The 19,121-nt window shown below is 28.9% G+C and carries 18 protein-coding genes; 12 read left to right on the top strand and 6 right to left on the bottom strand.

Annotation, left to right across the window (positions count from 1 at the left end; all coding sequences use genetic code 11):
- Positions 1-130 precede the first annotated feature (130 nt).
- From ACY2RX_RS14345 to ACY2RX_RS14325, 5 genes are all read left to right on the top strand, one after another.
- Complete coding sequence (locus ACY2RX_RS14345) at positions 131-1,063, top strand: hypothetical protein (RefSeq protein ID WP_490104671.1); 933 nt, start codon at positions 131-133, stop codon at positions 1,061-1,063.
- Positions 1,064-1,251: 188 nt separating this feature from the next.
- On the top strand, positions 1,252-2,004 hold the full coding sequence (locus ACY2RX_RS14340) for an SDR family NAD(P)-dependent oxidoreductase (RefSeq protein WP_490104670.1): 753 nt from the start codon (positions 1,252-1,254) through the stop codon (positions 2,002-2,004).
- Positions 2,005-2,016: 12 nt separating this feature from the next.
- Positions 2,017-3,084, top strand: coding sequence for a hypothetical protein (locus ACY2RX_RS14335; protein ID WP_490104669.1), 1,068 nt, complete (start codon positions 2,017-2,019; stop codon positions 3,082-3,084).
- 2 nt (positions 3,085-3,086) lie between these two features.
- Positions 3,087-3,953, top strand: coding sequence for an aldo/keto reductase (locus ACY2RX_RS14330; RefSeq protein WP_490104668.1), 867 nt, complete (start codon positions 3,087-3,089; stop codon positions 3,951-3,953).
- Position 3,954: 1 nt separating this feature from the next.
- A complete protein-coding gene (locus ACY2RX_RS14325) occupies positions 3,955-5,094 on the top strand; it encodes an ATP-binding protein (protein WP_490104667.1) in 1,140 nt (379 codons plus the stop codon).
- 428 nt (positions 5,095-5,522) lie between these two features.
- Here ACY2RX_RS14325 and glmS read toward each other — a convergent pair whose 3' ends face one another.
- Genes glmS through ACY2RX_RS14310 form a run of 3 tightly spaced genes read right to left on the bottom strand, consistent with a single transcriptional unit; the run spans position 5,523 to position 9,907 of the window.
- Positions 5,523-7,379: a glutamine--fructose-6-phosphate transaminase (isomerizing) gene (gene glmS / locus ACY2RX_RS14320; protein WP_490104666.1), complete on the bottom strand. Its 1,857-nt coding sequence runs from the start codon at positions 7,377-7,379 to the stop codon at positions 5,523-5,525.
- A 31-nt stretch (positions 7,380-7,410) separates the two neighbouring features.
- Complete coding sequence (locus ACY2RX_RS14315) at positions 7,411-9,087, bottom strand: DUF4270 family protein (protein ID WP_490104665.1); 1,677 nt, start codon at positions 9,085-9,087, stop codon at positions 7,411-7,413.
- A gap of 10 nt (positions 9,088-9,097) precedes the next feature.
- Positions 9,098-9,907: a glycogen/starch synthase gene (locus ACY2RX_RS14310; protein WP_490104664.1), complete on the bottom strand. Its 810-nt coding sequence runs from the start codon at positions 9,905-9,907 to the stop codon at positions 9,098-9,100.
- 97 nt (positions 9,908-10,004) lie between these two features.
- Between ACY2RX_RS14310 and panC the strand changes: the two genes are divergently transcribed.
- The 4 genes from panC (at position 10,005) to radA (ending at position 13,926) form a co-directional block, all read left to right on the top strand.
- Positions 10,005-10,853, top strand: coding sequence for a pantoate--beta-alanine ligase (gene panC, locus ACY2RX_RS14305; protein ID WP_490104663.1), 849 nt, complete (start codon positions 10,005-10,007; stop codon positions 10,851-10,853).
- A 219-nt stretch (positions 10,854-11,072) separates the two neighbouring features.
- Positions 11,073-11,423 (top strand): aspartate 1-decarboxylase, encoded by a 351-nt coding sequence (gene panD / locus ACY2RX_RS14300; protein ID WP_490104662.1) that lies wholly within the window; start codon positions 11,073-11,075, stop codon positions 11,421-11,423.
- A 2-nt stretch (positions 11,424-11,425) separates the two neighbouring features.
- Complete coding sequence (locus ACY2RX_RS14295) at positions 11,426-12,370, top strand: lysylphosphatidylglycerol synthase transmembrane domain-containing protein (RefSeq protein WP_490104661.1); 945 nt, start codon at positions 11,426-11,428, stop codon at positions 12,368-12,370.
- A gap of 194 nt (positions 12,371-12,564) precedes the next feature.
- Entirely contained in the window at positions 12,565-13,926 is a 1,362-nt protein-coding gene (gene radA / locus ACY2RX_RS14290; RefSeq protein ID WP_490104660.1) for a DNA repair protein RadA, read from the top strand.
- Between the two features lie 129 nt (positions 13,927-14,055).
- On the opposite strand, the gene ACY2RX_RS14285 is transcribed toward radA, so the two are convergent.
- The gene (locus tag ACY2RX_RS14285) at positions 14,056-14,802 is read right to left on the bottom strand and encodes a uroporphyrinogen-III synthase (RefSeq protein ID WP_490104659.1); all 747 of its coding nucleotides are present in this window, start codon (positions 14,800-14,802) and stop codon (positions 14,056-14,058) included.
- An 18-nt stretch (positions 14,803-14,820) separates the two neighbouring features.
- Positions 14,821-15,462 (bottom strand): DUF4271 domain-containing protein, encoded by a 642-nt coding sequence (locus ACY2RX_RS14280; protein WP_490104658.1) that lies wholly within the window; start codon positions 15,460-15,462, stop codon positions 14,821-14,823.
- A gap of 154 nt (positions 15,463-15,616) precedes the next feature.
- Between ACY2RX_RS14280 and ACY2RX_RS14275 the strand changes: the two genes are divergently transcribed.
- The 3 genes from ACY2RX_RS14275 to ACY2RX_RS14265 are packed head-to-tail and all read left to right on the top strand — an operon-like array spanning position 15,617 to position 18,119.
- Positions 15,617-16,339: a polyprenol monophosphomannose synthase gene (locus tag ACY2RX_RS14275; RefSeq protein ID WP_490104657.1), complete on the top strand. Its 723-nt coding sequence runs from the start codon at positions 15,617-15,619 to the stop codon at positions 16,337-16,339.
- A 6-nt stretch (positions 16,340-16,345) separates the two neighbouring features.
- Positions 16,346-17,683, top strand: a complete 1,338-nt coding sequence (locus tag ACY2RX_RS14270) for a dihydroorotase (protein ID WP_490104656.1) — start codon at positions 16,346-16,348, stop codon at positions 17,681-17,683.
- A 1-nt stretch (position 17,684) separates the two neighbouring features.
- Positions 17,685-18,119: a DUF4296 domain-containing protein gene (locus tag ACY2RX_RS14265; RefSeq protein WP_490104655.1), complete on the top strand. Its 435-nt coding sequence runs from the start codon at positions 17,685-17,687 to the stop codon at positions 18,117-18,119.
- On the opposite strand, the gene ACY2RX_RS14260 is transcribed toward ACY2RX_RS14265, so the two are convergent.
- Positions 18,103-19,110, bottom strand: coding sequence for an NAD-dependent epimerase/dehydratase family protein (locus ACY2RX_RS14260; RefSeq protein WP_490104654.1), 1,008 nt, complete (start codon positions 19,108-19,110; stop codon positions 18,103-18,105). The genes ACY2RX_RS14265 and ACY2RX_RS14260 overlap by 17 nt on opposite strands.
- Between the last annotated feature and the right edge of the window lie 11 nt (positions 19,111-19,121).

Below are 19,121 nucleotides of genomic sequence, written 5' to 3'. Positions count from 1 at the left end.
AAAATTTTCTGCAATTATGCAAGGTTGGATACTCTTTAGAAATGTGTCTAGACGGTAGCGCCTAAAACGTGGTTTTTATTTTTGGCACACAATTTGAATATTCATAAGCATAACCATAAAATAAAAGCTTATGAAAACCATAAAATTACTTTTAACACTTATTATAACTGGAACACTTTTTAGTGCATGTACAGTTCTTGAAGAAGATCATATTATTGTAGATAATATATCATTAGAAGAAGTAGTTACAAACTACGATTTATGGTATATAGATTACCATAGAACTACAGGAAATGGAGACATTCCTTATGTATCAAAAGCATTTACATTATCATTTAGAAACGGCATTTTGTATGCAAATAACAATATTGTAGATATTGGTAAAACAGGAAATGGTTTAGGCATAGATGTGGGTTCTTACAATACATTTAATGGTGTTTTAGAAACCAATCATAATAAAGACGGAGTAAACGACTTTGATGTAACAGTACTCTCTAATAACGAAATTAAACTATATAATTACAGAGAAAATGTAAACTATTATTTAGTAGGTTACAATGTAAATGAGTTTGATTATGATAAACTTTTTTACGAAAACATAGAATACTTTTTACAAGAATACGTTGCTTGGGAAAAAGTAAGCACACAAGGTGGCGTTACCAATGCTTTTGATGATGAAAACTATTTAGCTTTCACTCCAGAAAACAACACAACTTTTTATAGTTCTCAAGACAGTTTTGGCACACAAGTTGATGTTATAAATTGGGGGTATGTTGGCGGATATGAAATATTTGATGTAGATGGATATGAAGACCTTAAGATTTTAACACTTAATTATGATGGAGGAGATACTGAAGAGTTTGAATTAAGCGTTATTAATGATGAAAGGATAGCTTTATACAATGTAGATTCAAAAACTACATACAATTTTACAGGTAGAGGATTTGTACAATACTTAAAAAGCGGAAAATCTAAAAAAGAAACCAAAGAAATTGTAAGGAACAATGGTAGAAAACGTACTAAAGTAGTAAGAAAGACAAAGAAAAGAAGAAATTTAAAATAAAGTTTGGTTAGTTGATTTTTGGTTGGTTATTTTCAATAACCAATTGAAAGAGAAACCGCTCTGAGAAGAGCGGTTTTTTCTTTGTTAATAATTGATGAAAAATTAATAACAACAATCAACTTATACTTCACTTGATTTTATACTTTTAAAGTATGGTAATTTTTTTTACATTCTACAATTAAAAATAAATGAAACAAACTGCATTCATTACAGGAGCAACATCAGGAATAGGAAAAGCAACAGCAGAAATTTTTGCACAAAACAATATGCGTTTAATTCTCTGCGGAAGAAGAAAAGAAAGGTTACAGCAACTTAAAGAAAAACTAAGTAAACTTACTGAGGTTACTACTTTACAGTTTGATGTTAGAAATAAACTTGATGTTGCAAATCAAATTACCAACCTACCAAAAGATTTTAAACAAATAGACATTCTAATCAATAATGCTGGTAATGCACACGGTTTATCAAGCATACAAGAAGGTAGTTTAGAAGATTGGGATGCAATGCTAGACATCAATGTAAAAGGGTTGTTATATGTTTCTAAAGCGATTATCCCACAAATGACAACTAGAAACAACGGTTTTATTGTAAATATTGGCTCTATAGCAGGCAAAGAGATATATGCTAACGGAAATGTATATTGTGCATCAAAACACGCTGTAAACGCTTTAAATAAAGCAATGAGAATAGATTTAAACAAACACAATATTCGTGTTGCCGCAATTCATCCAGGAGCAGTAGAAACCGAATTTTCTAATGTTCGTTTTAAAGGAGATACTGAAAAAGCAAAAACAGTTTATGCTGGTTACAAAGCTTTGCAAGCAGAAGATATTGCAGATATTATTTATTTTGTAATTTCTAGACCTTACCACGTTAATATAGAAGATTTGATAGTATATCCAACAGCGCAAGCCACAGCTACAATTTTAAATAGAGAATAAATTTTTAAAACTATGGAAATTACTTATTTATTAGGTGCAGGGGCAAGTTATAATGCTTTACCAATTGTAAATCAAATACCTGAAACTTTAGAAGGGTTTAGTGAGGATTTTAATTTGGATATACTACAACATCCTAATGGTGAAAAAATTGGAAACAATTTAGCTTGTAAAGTTTTACAACTTACAAAAGAAGAAGATAAAGAAAAAATTAAATCAAGGTTTAAAGACCTTTATATTGATATATGCTGGTTAGCGACGGAAATAAAAAATCATTCTAGCATTGATACTTTTGCAAAAAAGCTGTATTTAAAAGATGATTTTGAAAACCTTAATAAATTAAAGTTTATACTATCAAGTTTTTTTGTTTATTTAGAAGTAAAAAAATTAGATAAAAGATATGATAGCTTTTTTGCTTCCATTCTTGATGATATTAATAATTATCCAAAAAATATAAAAATATTATCTTGGAATTATGATTCTCAAATAGAGAAAGCGCATTATAATTTTGCAGAAAAGAAAGGTATATATTCTCCTGATCCTTTAAATCTTCAATTTAGAGGAGATGTTAAAGAACCTCAATATCCTTTTGATGGTTTTTGTCTTCATAAATTAAACGGTACAACGAAATTAAAATATTTTCAACGTCTAGAAGAAATTTATGATGTAAATTATGGTAATGAAATTACTTTAGGATTTAATATTTTAAGAGAATACGAAAACTTACTTTCAGGTATAAAAAAGCCAAATATGACTTTTGCTTGGGAAAATTTTGATGAGAAATTACCTTTTTTTAAAAATTTAAAAGAATCAATTTCAAAAACTGAAATCTTAATAGTAATTGGTTATTCTTTCCCATTTTTTAACAGGAAAATTGATAAATACATTTTAGACTCAATGCTTAATTTGAAGAAAATATATGTTCAAGACCCAAAGTTTTCTTTGGAAATTATTGAGAAAATTGAAGGTTTAATTCCAGAAAGAAAAATTAAAGAAAAAAAAGTTGGTTATACAGCAATAAAAAAAGTCGAATTAATATCCAAAACTTTTACTGACCAATTTTTTATCCCAATTGAATTTTAATTATGAAAATAGCATCAGAAATAATAATAGGATGTATGTCTTGGGGAAAATGGGGAAAACAATTTTCTACCAAAGAACAGATGGATATGATTCAGTTTTGTGTAGAAAATGGAAATTCAACTTTTGACCACGCAGATATTTATGGAGATTATTCTACAGAAGCTGGTTTTGGTAAAGCTTTGCATAAAAGCAACATTAAAAGAGAAGAAATTCAGTTAATTACAAAATGCGGAATCCAACTTGTTGGAGAGAAAAGAAGTAACAAAATTGGTCATTATAATTATTCTAAAGACTATATTATTTGGAGTGCAGAAGAGTCTTTAAAAAACCTAAAAACAGATTATTTAGACACTTTTTTATTACACAGGCCAAGTCCGTTAATGCAATCAGAAGAAATTGCTGAAGCTGTTTCAGAATTAAAAAAAAGTGGTAAAATCATCAACTTTGGTGTCTCTAATTTTACACCTTCGCAAGTAGATTTAATTGCTGATAAAACACCAATATCTGTAAATCAGATAGAATTTTCTTTAACACAGTTTTCTGCAATTTATAATGGTAGTTTAGACCAAATGCAGCAAAAAGAAATTCAGCCAATGAGTTGGAGTCCACTAGGTAATGTTTTTAGAGAGCAAAACGAACAAACATCAAGAATAAAATTAGTTTTAAAAGAGCTTTCTGCAAAATATAAAGTTACAGAAGCTATTTTATTATTAGCGTGGATTTTAAAACATCCTTCAAAAATAGCTCCAGTAATAGGAACCACCAGTAAAGAACGCATTTTAAACGCAAACAAAGCTTTAGAAATAAACTTAGAATTAGAAGATTGGTTTTTACTTTTAATAGCAAGCCAAGGACATAATATGCCATAAAATGATTAACAAACGCTTACTTATCAAAAATTTACTTTCTCATAATGATGAGAATAGTTTTTATGATAAAAAGCAAAAATTATCATTAAATTCTAAAGATGGTAAAGCAAAGTTTTTAAAACATATTTGCGCGCTTTCTAACTCTAACCCTCAAAATAATTCTTACATTGTAATTGGTATTGAAGATGAAGAAAACAAAATTATTGGTGTCGATTTTTTTGATGATAGCAAAATTCAAAATTTGGTAAATGCGTATTTAGAAAATCCTCCAAAAATAGAATACGAAAATGTGCCTTTTCCAAGATTACCACGTCATAAAGTGGTGGGTTTGGTTACTATTCATCCTACAAATAAAATTACATCACTTAAAAAAAATGCTTGGAAATATAGAAGAGGAACTGCTTTTTATAGAAGAGGAAGCAACTCTATGCCAGCATTAATTAACTTTAAATTGCTTAATACCAACAAAAAAATTGTAGCTGCCATAGAAAGAAATGCCAGAAATAATATTGAGTTAACCTTAGATGGAGTTTTTGAATTTATTAATAATCACAAACCAGCATATAACCCTCAATATAAGGTTTTTAATGAGCAGTTTGTGTTGTGTTGGGCAGGAGAAAAGAAAATTATAAACAACCAAGAATACTTTACAAGAGTAGATATTGAATTGATAAATGAACAAGTAAAACTTTTTTTTTCAGCTTTAGATGATGTACAAATTACCTATAATCATCAATCTTTTATAGTTACAGAATATATTTTTTTAGGATTAGAAAAGCAAGAAAAATTGTATCCATTAGAAAAAACAATTATCAATTTTAAAGAAAACGGAAAACACGATATTGTAAAAGAATTTTTGTTTGAACCACCAAAGTTTAATCATATTATTATTCATCATATCTATAATAATTGTAATAGTATTATTAATAAAATTGAAAAAGAAATTCCGCTTTCTGTTACAGAATATGAAGATATTTTACGTTTACCAAGCAATTATTTAATTTGTTATTTACAAGGGTTTTTAGAGGTTGCAGAACAATTAAAAAAAGCAAAAAACTACATTAAAAACTTAGAAGATAAAACTACTTATATTAAATACAAAGAAGCAATTAGAGTTATTAGAAAAGTGAAGTATAATTAAATTTGAAGATATTCGTTTAACGTTGTTGTATATGAAAAGTTAGCAGAATAAAAATGCTGTTATTTTCAAACTTAAAACAAAAACAGTAGAAAAGCACAAACTTTGTAGTTTGTACTTAACTGCTATTTTTTATATAGACACTGTCCAGAATTTTGTGTAAATAGAATTTCAAAGGGTTTAACTAATTTAGAGTTGAACCCTTTTTTGAAATATAGTTAAAAATTGATTAAGAATTAATCCCCAATTATGAATTGGTTGTGTCCATTTTTTGGTTACTTGCATTAGCGCAAGATAAACCGATTTTTTAAGAGGGCAGTATCCAAAAAACTGTGTAAATAGAAAAATAAGAGGGTTTTAAAACCCTTTGAAATTCTATTTACACAAAATATTGGACAGTGTCGTTTTTTTATTTAATAATGTTTTTTCAATTATTCAACTGTAACAGACTTAGCTAAGTTTCTTGGTTGATCTACATTTTTACCTAACATAACAGCTATATGATATGATAATAACTGAAATGGTATTGTGGTTAAAAGAGGAGATAAAGCTTCTTCTGTTTCTGGAATTTCTATAATGTGATCGGCAATTTCTCTAACTGTAACATCGCCTTCAGTAACAATTGCAATAATTTTTCCTGCTCTAGATTTTATTTCTTGAATGTTACTTACTACTTTTTCATAATGCCCTTTATTTGTTGCAATTACAAAAATAGGCATATTCTCATCTATTAAAGCAATTGGTCCATGTTTCATTTCTGCAGCAGGATATCCTTCTGCGTGGATATAAGAAATTTCTTTAAGTTTTAAAGCCCCTTCTAAAGCTACTGGAAAGTTAAACCCTCTTCCTAGATATAAACAATTAGGAGCATCTTTATAAACAGCAGCTATCTCTTTAACTCTATCATCTATCTTTAAAAGAGCTTCTACTTTGTTAGGTATTAATTGCATTTTTTGCAAGTACATTCTAAAAGCTGAATCAGATAATGTTCCTTTTGCTTTTGCCAGTTTTAAAGATAACAAAGTAAGAACTGTAATTTGAGTAGTAAATGCTTTTGTTGATGCAACTCCTATTTCTGGTCCTGCATGGGTATATGCGCCTGCATGGGTTTCTCTAGCAATAGAAGACCCAACAACATTACAAATACCAAATACAAATGCTCCTTTAGATTTTGCCAATTTAATTGCAGCTAAAGTATCTGCTGTTTCACCAGATTGCGAAATTGCAATAACAACATCTTTAGGTGTTATAATTGGGTTTCTATATCTAAATTCTGAGGCATATTCTACCTCTACTGGTATTCTAGCCATATCTTCAATTAAATATTCTCCAACTAAACCAGCGTGCCATGAAGTACCACAAGCAATAACAATTATTCTGTCTGCATTTAAAAATTTATTAATATGATCATCAATACCAGACATTTTAATAATACCTTCATTTGGCAACATTCTACCTCTGTAAGTATCTATAATAGCTTTGGGTTGTTCATGAATTTCTTTTAGCATAAAGTGATCATAACCACCTTTTTCTATCTGCTCTAAACTCATTTGAAGTTCTTGTATCTTAGCATCAACAAGAGAATCATCATGAATTCTACGAACTTTTATTCCTTTTCCTAACTTAATAATTGCCATTTCTTCATCTTCTAAATAAATAGCATCTTTGGTGTATTCTACAAAAGGAGAAGCATCTGAAGCAACAAAAAACTCAGAATTATCTTTACCAACTCCTATGGCAATTGGACTTCCTAAACGTGCAACAACAATTTCATCTGGTTTGGTCTTATCAAAAACAGATATGGCGTAAGCGCCTATTACATTATTTAATGCTAATTGAACTGCTTGTCCTAATTTGCATCCTTCTTGTTTTTTTACTTCTTCTATTAAGTTGATTAATACTTCTGTATCGGTATCACTTTTAAAAGTGTACCCTCTTGTAATAAGTTCCTTTTTTATGGTGTCATAATTTTCAATAATTCCATTGTGAACTATAACTAAATTACCCGACTGAGAAAAATGTGGATGAGAATTTATGTCGTTAGGAACTCCGTGAGTTGCCCAACGTGTATGCCCCATACCAATACTTCCATTTTTTCTTTCTTCTTCATTATTTGTAATAACTTCAAGGTCAGACACTTTACCTTTTGTTTTAGATAAATGAATCTGATCTCCATCATACATCATTATTCCTGCACTATCATAACCTCTATATTCTAATCTTTTAAGACCATTTATTACTATAGGATAAGCATCTCTATAACCAATATAACCTGTAATACCGCACATAACAATTTTTCTTTTTTAGTTAGTTGATTAATTATTTTTTCTTAGTGTAAGAAATTTTTAATTTTACTCTTTTATCTTTGTTTAGGGGTTTATTTTCGTTAAATAAAACAACAGATCTAGGATTCCAATTATAGCTTGTTACATTTTCATTTAAGGTTCCTGAAATTAGAGGGTTATCAGTTGTATTAAACACCTTTAAAACTAAAGGAGAAAAATCTTTTGAAGTACCATCTAATAAACTAGAAATATAATCTGTAATTTTAAAAGTATAACTTTTTGGTTCTTTTTTGTCTATAAATAAGTTTCCTCCAAAAAAAGATTCCTTATATGAATCAGATAAATGTGTAGGTGTTACTCCTCCTTTTAAATTATCTTTATTTTGATAAACATATAATTTTTGAGGTAAAATCTTTGAATCTGAACTAAAAGCATTATCTATATAAAAAGTTAAATCTGCATCATTAATCAAAAATAATGGTTTCCCCTTTTCATCTTTAATCGTTGCTAATTCTTTTAAATCTAAATAATTATCTTTATTAGAATCTTTATCTTTATATACAAGAATTGGATGGTTTGATTGTAAATTTAAAAGATTGACTCCTAAAATTTCTATGTTCGCAGATTTACCTGCTGCACCTTGAATTACAAAACTTTTTGTTGAAGCAAATGTAGATGGTTTAGTTTTATAAATTGTACTTCTTATTCCTCCTAATAAAAAAGAATAACTTTCTTTTATAACCTTTTCTACAACACTGTTTTTTACTATGGTTTTAGAATACAGAAAATCTATAGAGGTTTGTGCACCAATGTTAAAAGGAACTAAAGCTCCATCTTCTCCTTTTGCTTTAATAACAATCCCTCTAAAATGGTCTAAAAAATTTTCTGCTGTAGAAAATTCTGTGCTATTAAATTTATCCCAAAATAAGGTTTTCATCTTGTTTAAATCTAACGGAATTGCTAAAAAAGGAATCGGTTTTTTAGTTTGTGAATTTATTACTTTTAATGTATCTATAAATGTAGTTGTGCTATTTACATCTTTACTTCTATCAATTCTTTTAAAAGTAAATATTGTATCTTTATTTGCATCTGGTTTAAAAGAAAACCCTGAAGATTCAGATAAAATATTTGTTTCTTTATATTCTAACCCTGATGATAAAAATGAATTCTTTTTTGAAGGAACTGCAGGATTTAGTTCGTTTAAATATAAAGGATTTTCATATACTTCTAATATTGTTGATTTAGAAACATCTCCTAAAATTGAATCTAAGCTATATTCGGTAACTCTATTTTTTATTTTTGATTTTGCAGTATAAGGTAATTTTAAAACTACCTTATCTAAATTATAAACAGTGTCTCCATCTTTAACAACTTCGCTAGTTTTTAACTTCTTAGAAGGCAGACCAACTTGAGAAACAAAACCTGCTTGTAACCTCTTTGCATAACTATTTTTATATACCCCTAGCCAATAATCTACTTTCGCCTTAGATCTTGTATTTCTATCCGTTGGCAAACCAATATTATCTGCTAAAATAACATCTAAATCATTTGAGGTAACCTTTACATCTAAAACAAATTCTCCATCCGAAAATTTAGTATTACTTACAATACTTGTACCTATGTCTGTAAAATCTTCTTCACAAGAAATAACTCCTGCAAAAATTAAGATTAAAACACTTATATTAATGCTTTTTTTAAAAAAATTTCTCACTTTATAATAATTATTTGGCCGCTATTAAATCGGCATAAAAATTTAAATAACTTTCTTTAAGGTTCTCTGTTTGATGCTCTAACGTTGGTAGTTCTTGTTCTTTTAAAAAAGTATCTATTTCTTCTGAAATAGTCTCACTTCCATAAATAATTGCATCAGAATTTTCTATGGCACTTTTAAGAAGGTTAGTATAATTTGGCTCTTTAACCGTAGCAATTTTATCATTTTTATTTAAATCAAATTCTATTTTATTAGCTAAACCCTCATTTAAATTACCTTCAAAACCACTATTGTATAAAGAAGTAACAATTTTACTTTCTGTAAATAAAGGTTCTTCTTTATAAAATTCTTTTAAATAAAGTGGTAATAAAGATGCCATCCAACCATGAACATGAATAATGTCTGGAGCCCAATTTAATTTCTTAACCGTTTCAATAACTCCTTTTGCAAAGAAAATGGCACGCTCATCATTATCTGAAAATAACTGATCATCTTCATCCGTAAAAACGGCTTTTCTTTTAAAGTATTCTTCGTTATCAATAAAATAAACTTGCATTCTTTCTTTTGGTATAGACGCCACTTTTATAATTAGAGGCATATCCATATCATTTACAACCAAGTTCATACCAGATAAACGAATAACTTCATGAAGTTGATGTCTTCGTTCGTTAATTACACCAAATCTTGGCATAAAAATTCTTGTTTGTACTCCTTTAGAATGTGCGTTTTTTGCAGCATTAAAGGCTGTTGATGATAACTCTGTTTCTGGCAAGTAAGGAACTACTTCAGACGAAACAAATAATATTCTCTTGTCCTTCATTAAATCAAACTCTTTTATAAGAAGCGCAAAAATACAAATTATTATGCTAATATCGTGTTAAAATGGTAAGTTTGCAGACTTTACTTAATTTTTTAGGATGAAAATTTTTACTATAAAACAAGATTTAAAATCTTATCTATCAACACAAAAAGACCAAAACAAAACCATTGGTTTTGTTCCTACAATGGGTGCTTTGCATGAAGGGCATTTATCACTCATAAAAAAAGCAAAGAAAAAAAATGATATAACTGTAGTTAGTATTTTTGTAAACCCCACTCAGTTTGATAAAAAAGAAGACTTAATAAATTATCCTAAAACCATAGAAAACGATACTAAATTATTAGAAAGTATTTCTTGTGATGTGCTTTTTTTACCTTCGGTAGAAGAAATTTATGACAATAATATTAGCGCAGAAAATTTCGATTTTGATGGTTTAGAACATCAAATGGAAGGTAAGTTTAGAGAGGGTCATTTTAATGGAGTAGGCACTATTGTTAAAACACTTTTTGAAATTGTAAAACCCAACAAAGCGTATTTTGGTCAAAAAGATTTTCAGCAGTTACAAATCATCAAAAAAATGGTAAAAAAACATCGTTTAAATGTTAAAATTAAAGGATGTCCTATTTTTAGAGAAGAAGATGGTTTGGCTATGAGTTCTAGAAATATACGTTTAACTAAAGAACATAGAACAGCTGCACCATTTATTTATAAAACACTAAAAAAAGCACGAAAGAAATTTGGCACAGAAAATGCTATTACTATAATAGAATGGGTAGAAAATCAATTTAAAAAACATCCTTTGTTAACTTTAGAGTATTTTACAATTGCTGAAGAAAAATCATTAGAACCTATAAAAAACAAAGAATCTAACAAAAAATACCGCGCTTTTATTGCGGTATTTGCAGGTGAAATTAGATTGATTGATAACATTCGTTTAAAAAATTAAGTTAATAAAGATTCTCTATAAATTTTTACCACAAATTCACGAATTATTTATAATACTTAGAGTAAAATAATTTCACGAAAATTAAAAAACCAAAGGTTTTATTCGTAAAATTATAAATCAAAATTAAGCTCTTACATAATTGAATCTTAAAAATTCGTGAATTCGTGGCTAAAAGATAAGACACATAAATAAGAACCAAAAAATACCTATTTTTGCCAAATGTTAGTACAAGTAGTAAAATCTAAAATCCACCGTGTAAAAGTTACAGGTGCAGATTTAAATTATATAGGAAGCATTACCATTGACGAAGATTTAATGGATGCAGCCAACATTATTGAAGGAGAACGCGTTCAGATTGTAAATAATAACAACGGAAACCGTTTAGAAACCTATGCAATTCCTGGACCTCGTGGAAGTGGAGAAATAACTTTAAACGGTGCTGCATCGCGTTTAGTGGCAGTTGGTGATGTGTTAATTTTAATTGTATATGCATTTATGGAATTAGAACAAGCAAAAAACTTTAAACCATCATTAGTTTTTCCTAACGAAAAAGATAATACACTTACTTAGTTTTGAATATCAAAAAAGTTTTAAAAACAATATTACCTCTCGTTTTGGGAGGTTTTTTAGTTTGGTATTCGCTCTCAAAAATTTCTATTGATGTTTTAATCGAATATTTTAAAGAAGCTAAATATAGTTGGATTTTTCTAGGACTTTTCTTTGGGGTTTTAAGTCATCTTTCTAGAGCTTACAGATGGAAATTTATGTTAGAACCCATTGGTTTTAAACCAAAATTTGCCAATAGTGTAATGGCGGTTTTAATAGGTTACTTAGTAAACTTGGCGTTACCAAGAGCTGGCGAGGTTTCTAGAGCTTTAGTACTCACAAACTACGAAGATGTTCCTTTCGAAAAAGGTTTTGGAACCATAGTAGCAGAACGTATTGCAGATTTAATTATGATGTTTTGCATTATTCTAATAACCCTTTTTATTCAGTTCGATTTTATTTACGAACTTTTAATCAATAATTTCGATCCAACAAAAATCATTGTAGGCTTGGTTGTTTTAACTATTGGTTTTTTAGTTTTTACCTCTTTTGTAAAAAAAGCAAAATCAGGAATCTTATTAAAAATTAAAAATTTTGTTGCAGGTTTATTAGAAGGTGTAACAAGTATTTTTAAAATGAAAAATAAATGGGTTTTTATTTTTCATACTGTGTTTATTTGGGCAATGTATGTGGCTATGTTTTGGGCAACAATTCCATCTATAGAAGGTTTATCTGTTCCTATTGGCGGAATTCTAATTGCTTTTATTGCAGGCGGTTTTGCAATTGCAGCAACTAATGGCGGAGTTGGCTTATACCCAGTTGCTGTTGCTGGAGCGTTAGCTTTATTTGGTGTTGCAGAAGAACCAGCAACCGCTTTTGGCTGGATAATGTGGACCGCTCAAACCGCAATGATTATTGTTTTTGGCGGATTAGCATTTTTACTTTTACCTATTTATAATAAGGAAAAGTAATTTTTTAGCGTTCCTTTATCCTGAAGGAATTCAGGACCAAGTCGCGCTTTCACTACTCGCTTTTTTATAAAAATAAAAAGAGCTCAAACAAACCGTTCAATCGCTAACGCACCTATTTGCTAACAAAAAGAAAAATTTAGATACAATTAAACTTTGTAACTTTGATACTTTTTAAACTTTGTAACTCTTTTTAAATGGCAAAAACCAAAACAACTTTTTTCTGTCAGAATTGTGGCACACAACACGCAAAATGGGTGGGTCAATGTGGTGCTTGTAAAGAATGGAATACTATTGTAGAAGATGTTATTCAAAAAGAAGAAAAACGCGTTTGGAAACAAAGTACAACTGCTAAACAAACCATAAATAAACCTCTAAAAATTGCTGATATTCAGCTAAATCCCGAAGAAAAAATTGTTACCAATAATAACGAATTAGACACCGTTTTAGGTGGCGGATTGGTAAAAGGTTCTATAACTTTATTAGGTGGAGAACCTGGTATTGGAAAATCTACTTTGCTGTTGCAAGTTGCTTTAAATATCAGTCAAAAAGTATTGTATATTTCTGGCGAAGAAAGTCAATCTCAAATAAAAATGAGAGCAGAAAGATTAGAAGCTAACAATTCTAATTGCTTAATTCTTACAGAAACCAATACACAACAAATCTTTAAAAATATCGAGGAAACTGAACCCGAAGTTTTGGTGATAGATTCTATACAAACACTACATACAAACTCTATAGAAGCTTCACCAGGTAGTATTTCTCAAATTAGAGAAACTGCTGCAGAGCTCATAAAATTTGCTAAAGAAACAGCAACTCCAGTTTTATTAATTGGTCATATTAACAAAGAAGGAAATATTGCAGGACCTAAAATTTTAGAACATATGGTAGATGTTGTTTTGCAATTTGAAGGCGACAGAAACCACACCTACAGAATTTTAAGAAGTCAAAAAAATAGATTTGGTTCTACATCCGAATTAGGAATTTACGAAATGCTTTCTAGTGGATTAAGAGAAATATCAAATCCATCAGAAATTTTAATTTCTAAAAAAGATGCCGATTTAAGCGGAACTGCAATCGCTTCAACTTTAGAAGGAATTCGACCTTTAATGATAGAAATACAAGCCTTAGTTTCTACAGCAGTTTACGGAACTCCACAGCGTTCTACAACGGGTTATAATCTAAAAAGATTAAATATGATTTTAGCTGTTTTAGAAAAACGAGCAGGTTTTAAATTGGGTGCAAAAGATGTGTTTTTAAATATTACTGGCGGCATTAATGTAGATGACCCAGCAATAGATTTGGCAGTAGTTGCAGCTATTTTATCATCTAACCAAGATATGGCAATCAACCCAAATGTTTGTTTTGCAGCAGAAGTTGGTTTGGCTGGTGAAATTAGACCTGTTTCTAAAATAGACCAAAGAATTACTGAAGCAGAAAAGTTAGGTTACAAAACATTTGTAACATCAAAATACAATAAAATTTCATCAAAAAATAATTCTATAAAGTTGATTTTAGTAGGTAAAATTGAAGAAGCTTTTGCCACTTTATTTGCTTAGTATTTTAACCACAAATTACTTTCTTAAAATATGAATAATAAATTGATATTATTTCTATTGAAATCAAAAAAACCGAACATTTCTGCTCGGTTTCATTTTATTTTTCTCTGAAACTTATTTCAGTGTTTATTATCTTTTATTTGCCACTTTAATATACTTATCTAAAGCCATTGTCATAGAAGGTGTTTCTGGAGATGGCGCAACAATATCGCACTTTAAACCAGCTTCTGTAACGGCTTTAACTGTTGAATTCCCAAAAGCAGCTATTCTAGTGTTATTTTGTTTAAAGTTAGGAAAATTCTTAAACAAAGACTCTATTCCAGAAGGACTAAAAAACACCAACACATCATAGAAAACATCTTCTAAATCAGATAAATCGCTCACTACTGTTCTGTATAAATCTAACCTTGTCCAGTTTACGCCTAACTTATCTAATTCAGCAGGAATTAAAGGTTTTAACTTATCTGAAGAAGGTAATAAAAACTTTTCTGTTTTATGCTTTTTAATCAGTTTTGTTAATTCAGGAAATGTTCTATTCCCTACATAAATCTTACGTTTTCTATATACCACATACTTTTGTAAATAATAAGCTACTGCTTCTGACTGACAAAAATACTTCATAGCATCTGGCACTTTAAAACGCATTTCTTCAGCAATTCTAAAAAAATGATCTACTGCTTTTCTACTTGTTAGAATAATTGCAGAAAAATTATGTAAATCTATTTTTTGACCTCTAACTTCTTTTACAGGAATTCCTTCTACATGAATAAAAGGTCTAAAGTCAATTTTTACTTTTTGTTTGTCAGATAAGTCAAAATAAGGAGAAGTTTCTGCCTTTGGTTCTGGCTGCGATACTAAAATCGTTTTCACTTTCATACGCTTTCGTTTTATTATTTAAAACATCAATTTAAACAAGATCAATAGCGGTGCTATTTCGAAGGCGCAAAGGTACAAAATAAAATAAAACAACTCGCTAAAAATCAGCTTTTTGTTGTTTGCAACCAACAGTAGAAATCTTAATAGAAATAATACAATAGAAAAATAGAGTAAAAATGTGGTGTTTAACAGAGAATACTCAACTAATATAATACCAATAAATAAGAAAAAACTAATAAAATACAAATAGCTAAACTTAGAAACTAGAAAAAATCTAACCTTTTTTTCTAGTTTAAAAAGTAATGCTAACACATATTCTAAAAGCCATTTAAAGAGATAAAAGATAAATACTGATAAAAAAATTACAGAAAAAGTAAAAAATCCTTCATCAAAATTATCAGAATGTAAAACAAGTATTTTATACAATAAAAGCGATAAAACAACCCCAGAAAACAACGAAATAACAACTTGAAAAGGATTTAAAAAACTTGTATCTTCTTTTAATTCATCATCAATAAAAGTTCTAGAAAAAGCACAAAAAGCATATCCTTTTAATTTTTTTGCATCTAATTTTTTAAGAAAAAAAACAGCAAATAGCAAAAAAACCAAAATAATGGTTATCCAAAAATTAGTACTATAAGCTCTTTCTAACGCTTGCAATAGTTATTGTTTTAAAAATACAAAATTAACAATATTCTTTGTAGTCTTCTTTGTTGATGTTAAATTCTTCTAAATTTAATAGTTCTAAACAAATCTTATCAATTAAATAGCAATAAAAACCTTTATATTTGCGGTATTATAGAATATTTTGCAGATGTCAGATGCATTGGTTATCATACCAACTTATAACGAAAAAGAAAATATTGAAGCCATTATTAGAGCTGTTTTTAATCAAAAAAAAGATTTTGACATTTTAGTTGTTGATGATAATTCTCCTGACGGGACTTCAGAAATTGTAGAAAAATTAATAACTGAATTTCCAAATCGACTTTTTATAGAAAAAAGAAAAGGAAAAAATGGATTAGGAACTGCATATATTCACGGATTTAAATGGGCTTTAGATAGAAAATACGAATACATCATAGAAATGGATGCCGATTTTTCTCACAATCCAAAAGATTTGGTGCGCCTGTATAATGCTTGTCATAATAAAGGCGGAGATGTTGCTGTAGGTTCTAGGTATGTAAACAACCAAATAAACGTAGTTAATTGGGATATTAAACGCTTATTACTTTCTTATTTTGCCTCAAAATATGTGCGTTTAGTCACTAGAATTCCTGTTTACGATACCACAGCTGGTTTTGTCTGCTGGAAACGTAAAGTGCTAGAAACTATACAAATAGACAAAATAAAATTTATTGGTTACGCGTTTCAAATTGAAATGAAATTTAAAGCTTGGAAACACAAATTTAAAATTAAAGAAGTATCTGTAATTTTTACCGATAGAAATTTAGGAACTTCTAAAATGAGCGGAAATATTATTTCTGAAGCTATTTTTGGAGTAATTAAAATGAGATTAAAAGGATTGCCAAAATAAAATATAATGAGTTCTTACTTAATAAAAAATGCGACAATTGTTAATGAAAACAACACTTTTAAAGGTGATGTTCTCATTGAAAATGAATTTATAAAAGAAATTTCTTCAGAAATTAAGGTTGATAAAAATATTGATGTTATAAATGCTGAAGGCAACTATTTAATTCCTGGAATGATAGATGACCAAGTTCATTTTAGAGAACCAGGATTAACACATAAAGCAACTATTGCAACCGAAAGTAGAGCTGCTGTTGCTGGCGGAATTACAACTTTTATAGAAATGCCAAACACGGTTCCGCAAGCTACAACGCAAGATTTATTAGAAGATAAGTTTAAAGTTGCAGCAAAAACTTCTTATGCAAACTATTCTTTTATGTTTGGTGGCACCAATGATAATTTAAAAGAATTGTTAAAAACAGATCCACAAAAAGTTGCCGGAATCAAACTATTTTTAGGATCTTCTACAGGAAATATGCTGGTAGATAATGAAGCTGTTTTAGAAAAGATTTTTTCATCAACAAAAATGTTAATTTCTGTACATTGTGAAGATGAAGCAACCATTAGAAAAAATACTCAAGAATTTATAGATAAATACGGTGAAGATATTCCTGTAAAATATCATCCAATAATTAGAAGCGAAGAAGCTTGTTATTTATCATCTTCTAAAGCTATTAAATTGGCAAAGAAAACAGGAGCAAGATTGCATATTTTTCATCTATCTACCGCTAAAGAAACCGAACTTTTTAGAAACGATATTCCTTTAGAAGAAAAGAAAATTACGGCAGAAGTTTGTGTGCATCATTTATGGTTTTCAGACAAAGATTATGCAACAAAAGGAACTCATATAAAATGGAATCCTGCTGTAAAAACAGAAAAAGATAAACAAGGTTTATGGAAAGCTTTGTTAGAAGATAGAATTGATGTTTTAGCAACAGATCATGCGCCACATACTTTAGAAGAAAAAAATAATGTTTATACAAAAGCACCAAGTGGTGGTCCTTTAGTACAACACGCAGTGACAGCCATTTTCGAAAAAGTAAAAGAAGGTGTTATTTCTATTGAAAAAACCGTAGAAAAAATGTGTCATAATCCTGCAAAATTATTTCAAATAAAAAAACGAGGCTTTATAAAAGAAGGTTTTTATGCAGATTTGGTTTTGGTTGATGCAAACAAACCTCAAACTGTTTCTAAAGAAAATATTTTATACAAATGTGGCTGGTCTCCGTTTGAAGGCACCACATTTTCATCAACAATAACGCATACTTTTGTAAACGGAAATTTAATCTATAATAAAGGTGTTTTTAATGATGATATTAAAGGAAAACGTTTGACTTTTAACAGATAAAATGAAGCATTTAAGTTACTTATTAATTTTATTTTTCTTGTTTTCTTGTACAAGCAATACTATTTTTAAAGAACCAAAAGACTTGATTCCTAAAGACACAATGAGTCTTTTAATTCAAGAATTAATGATTGCCTCTACTGCAAGATATCAAAAAAACATTAATTCAGAAACCAACGTTAATTACCTACCTTTAGTTTATAATCAATTTAAAATAGATAGTTCTCGTTTTAAAAGCAGCAATTTATATTATACTTCTAAAATTGATGTTTATAAAGAAATTATTGAAGATGTAAAATTGAACTTAGAAAAGCACAAAGATTTTTATGCTGATATAAAAACTAAAAAGGACTCTTTAAGAAATGATTCTTTAAAAAATTCTAAATTAGCCATCGAAGAAATTGATACTCTAGACCTAGACCCTAAACTTTTAGAATAGTATAGTTTTTACAAACTGTTTTTATGGTTTTATCTATATTTTCAAAAGTAAAATTGAATGCTTTTTCAACTTTTTTAGAAGAATATTTAGAAACACTATGCGCACTTCTTGCAGAATGTTTACTTAACAAAGGTTCTTTTTGGGTTATTTTTGATAGCACCCAAGCAACTCTCCAAAATATATTGGTTTGCCAAGGTTTAATTTTTATAGCTGGTCTTTTTTTACCTAAACCATCTGCTATTAAAAAGAAAAGGTCTTTAAAAGATTTGTTTTCTGCAACTAAAATAAACCGTTCGTTTTTAATGTTAGAATTCATTAATTTAATCATCACTTTTACCACATCTTTTACACCTACAAAACCAGTAATCCCTTCTGTGTAATAGTTAAATCCGTTATAAACCTGAGAAAATAATTTACCAGAACCTGTTGTATAAAAACCGCTTCCTAAAATTACACCTGGGTTTACTATAACAACCTCAACACCTTCTTGGCTTGCTCGCCAAGCTTCCATTTCTGCACCAAATTTAGTTATAGAATAGCAATTATTATCCGCTTCTTTATTCCATTCGTTTTCTTCTGTAATTAAATTTCCATTTAATGCATCTCCAATAGAAGCTATAGAACCTACAAAACAGAGTTTTTTAATTTTTGCATCAATCGCAAGATTTACAATAATAGCGGTTCCATGAATATTAACTTTTCGCATTTCTATATAATCTTTCGGATTAAAAGAAACCAAAGCCGCACAATGATATACTTTTTGAACATCAACAAAAGCAGGAATCATAGAAGGAACATCTGTAATATCGGCTTTAAACCATTCTATTTTTGAGCAAAGAGCATCATCATCAGTATAAAATGAAAAGACTTCTTTTGTTTTTTTAATCTTTTCTTCAGACCGATAAATTGCACGAACTTTTTCATCATTTTTTATTAAATGATATAATAAATGTGCTCCTACCAAACCTGTTCCGCCAGTAACTAAAATCATAGCACGAATTT

It is taken from the genome of Polaribacter sp. 2405UD43-2, from assembly GCF_058147125.1.
This window is presented reverse-complemented; position numbering and strand designations above follow the sequence as displayed.

What these genes read in the sequence shown, in the direction of transcription:
- ACY2RX_RS14260 (WP_490104654.1), bottom strand. Translation starts at nt 19,110, where the DNA reads ATGATTTTAGTTACTGGCGGAACAGGTTTGGTAGGAGCACATTTATTA.
- ACY2RX_RS14310 (WP_490104664.1), bottom strand. Translation starts at nt 9,907, where the DNA reads ATGAAGGACAAGAGAATATTATTTGTTTCGTCTGAAGTAGTTCCTTAC.
- radA (WP_490104660.1), top strand. Translation starts at nt 12,565, where the DNA reads ATGGCAAAAACCAAAACAACTTTTTTCTGTCAGAATTGTGGCACACAA.
- glmS (WP_490104666.1), bottom strand. Translation starts at nt 7,379, where the DNA reads ATGTGCGGTATTACAGGTTATATTGGTTATAGAGATGCTTATCCTATA.
- ACY2RX_RS14335 (WP_490104669.1), top strand. Translation starts at nt 2,017, where the DNA reads ATGGAAATTACTTATTTATTAGGTGCAGGGGCAAGTTATAATGCTTTA.
- ACY2RX_RS14285 (WP_490104659.1), bottom strand. Translation starts at nt 14,802, where the DNA reads ATGAAAGTGAAAACGATTTTAGTATCGCAGCCAGAACCAAAGGCAGAA.
- ACY2RX_RS14325 (WP_490104667.1), top strand. Translation starts at nt 3,955, where the DNA reads ATGATTAACAAACGCTTACTTATCAAAAATTTACTTTCTCATAATGAT.
- panC (WP_490104663.1), top strand. Translation starts at nt 10,005, where the DNA reads ATGAAAATTTTTACTATAAAACAAGATTTAAAATCTTATCTATCAACA.
- ACY2RX_RS14275 (WP_490104657.1), top strand. Translation starts at nt 15,617, where the DNA reads ATGTCAGATGCATTGGTTATCATACCAACTTATAACGAAAAAGAAAAT.
- panD (WP_490104662.1), top strand. Translation starts at nt 11,073, where the DNA reads ATGTTAGTACAAGTAGTAAAATCTAAAATCCACCGTGTAAAAGTTACA.
- ACY2RX_RS14340 (WP_490104670.1), top strand. Translation starts at nt 1,252, where the DNA reads ATGAAACAAACTGCATTCATTACAGGAGCAACATCAGGAATAGGAAAA.
- ACY2RX_RS14330 (WP_490104668.1), top strand. Translation starts at nt 3,087, where the DNA reads ATGAAAATAGCATCAGAAATAATAATAGGATGTATGTCTTGGGGAAAA.
- ACY2RX_RS14265 (WP_490104655.1), top strand. Translation starts at nt 17,685, where the DNA reads ATGAAGCATTTAAGTTACTTATTAATTTTATTTTTCTTGTTTTCTTGT.
- ACY2RX_RS14345 (WP_490104671.1), top strand. Translation starts at nt 131, where the DNA reads ATGAAAACCATAAAATTACTTTTAACACTTATTATAACTGGAACACTT.
- ACY2RX_RS14270 (WP_490104656.1), top strand. Translation starts at nt 16,346, where the DNA reads ATGAGTTCTTACTTAATAAAAAATGCGACAATTGTTAATGAAAACAAC.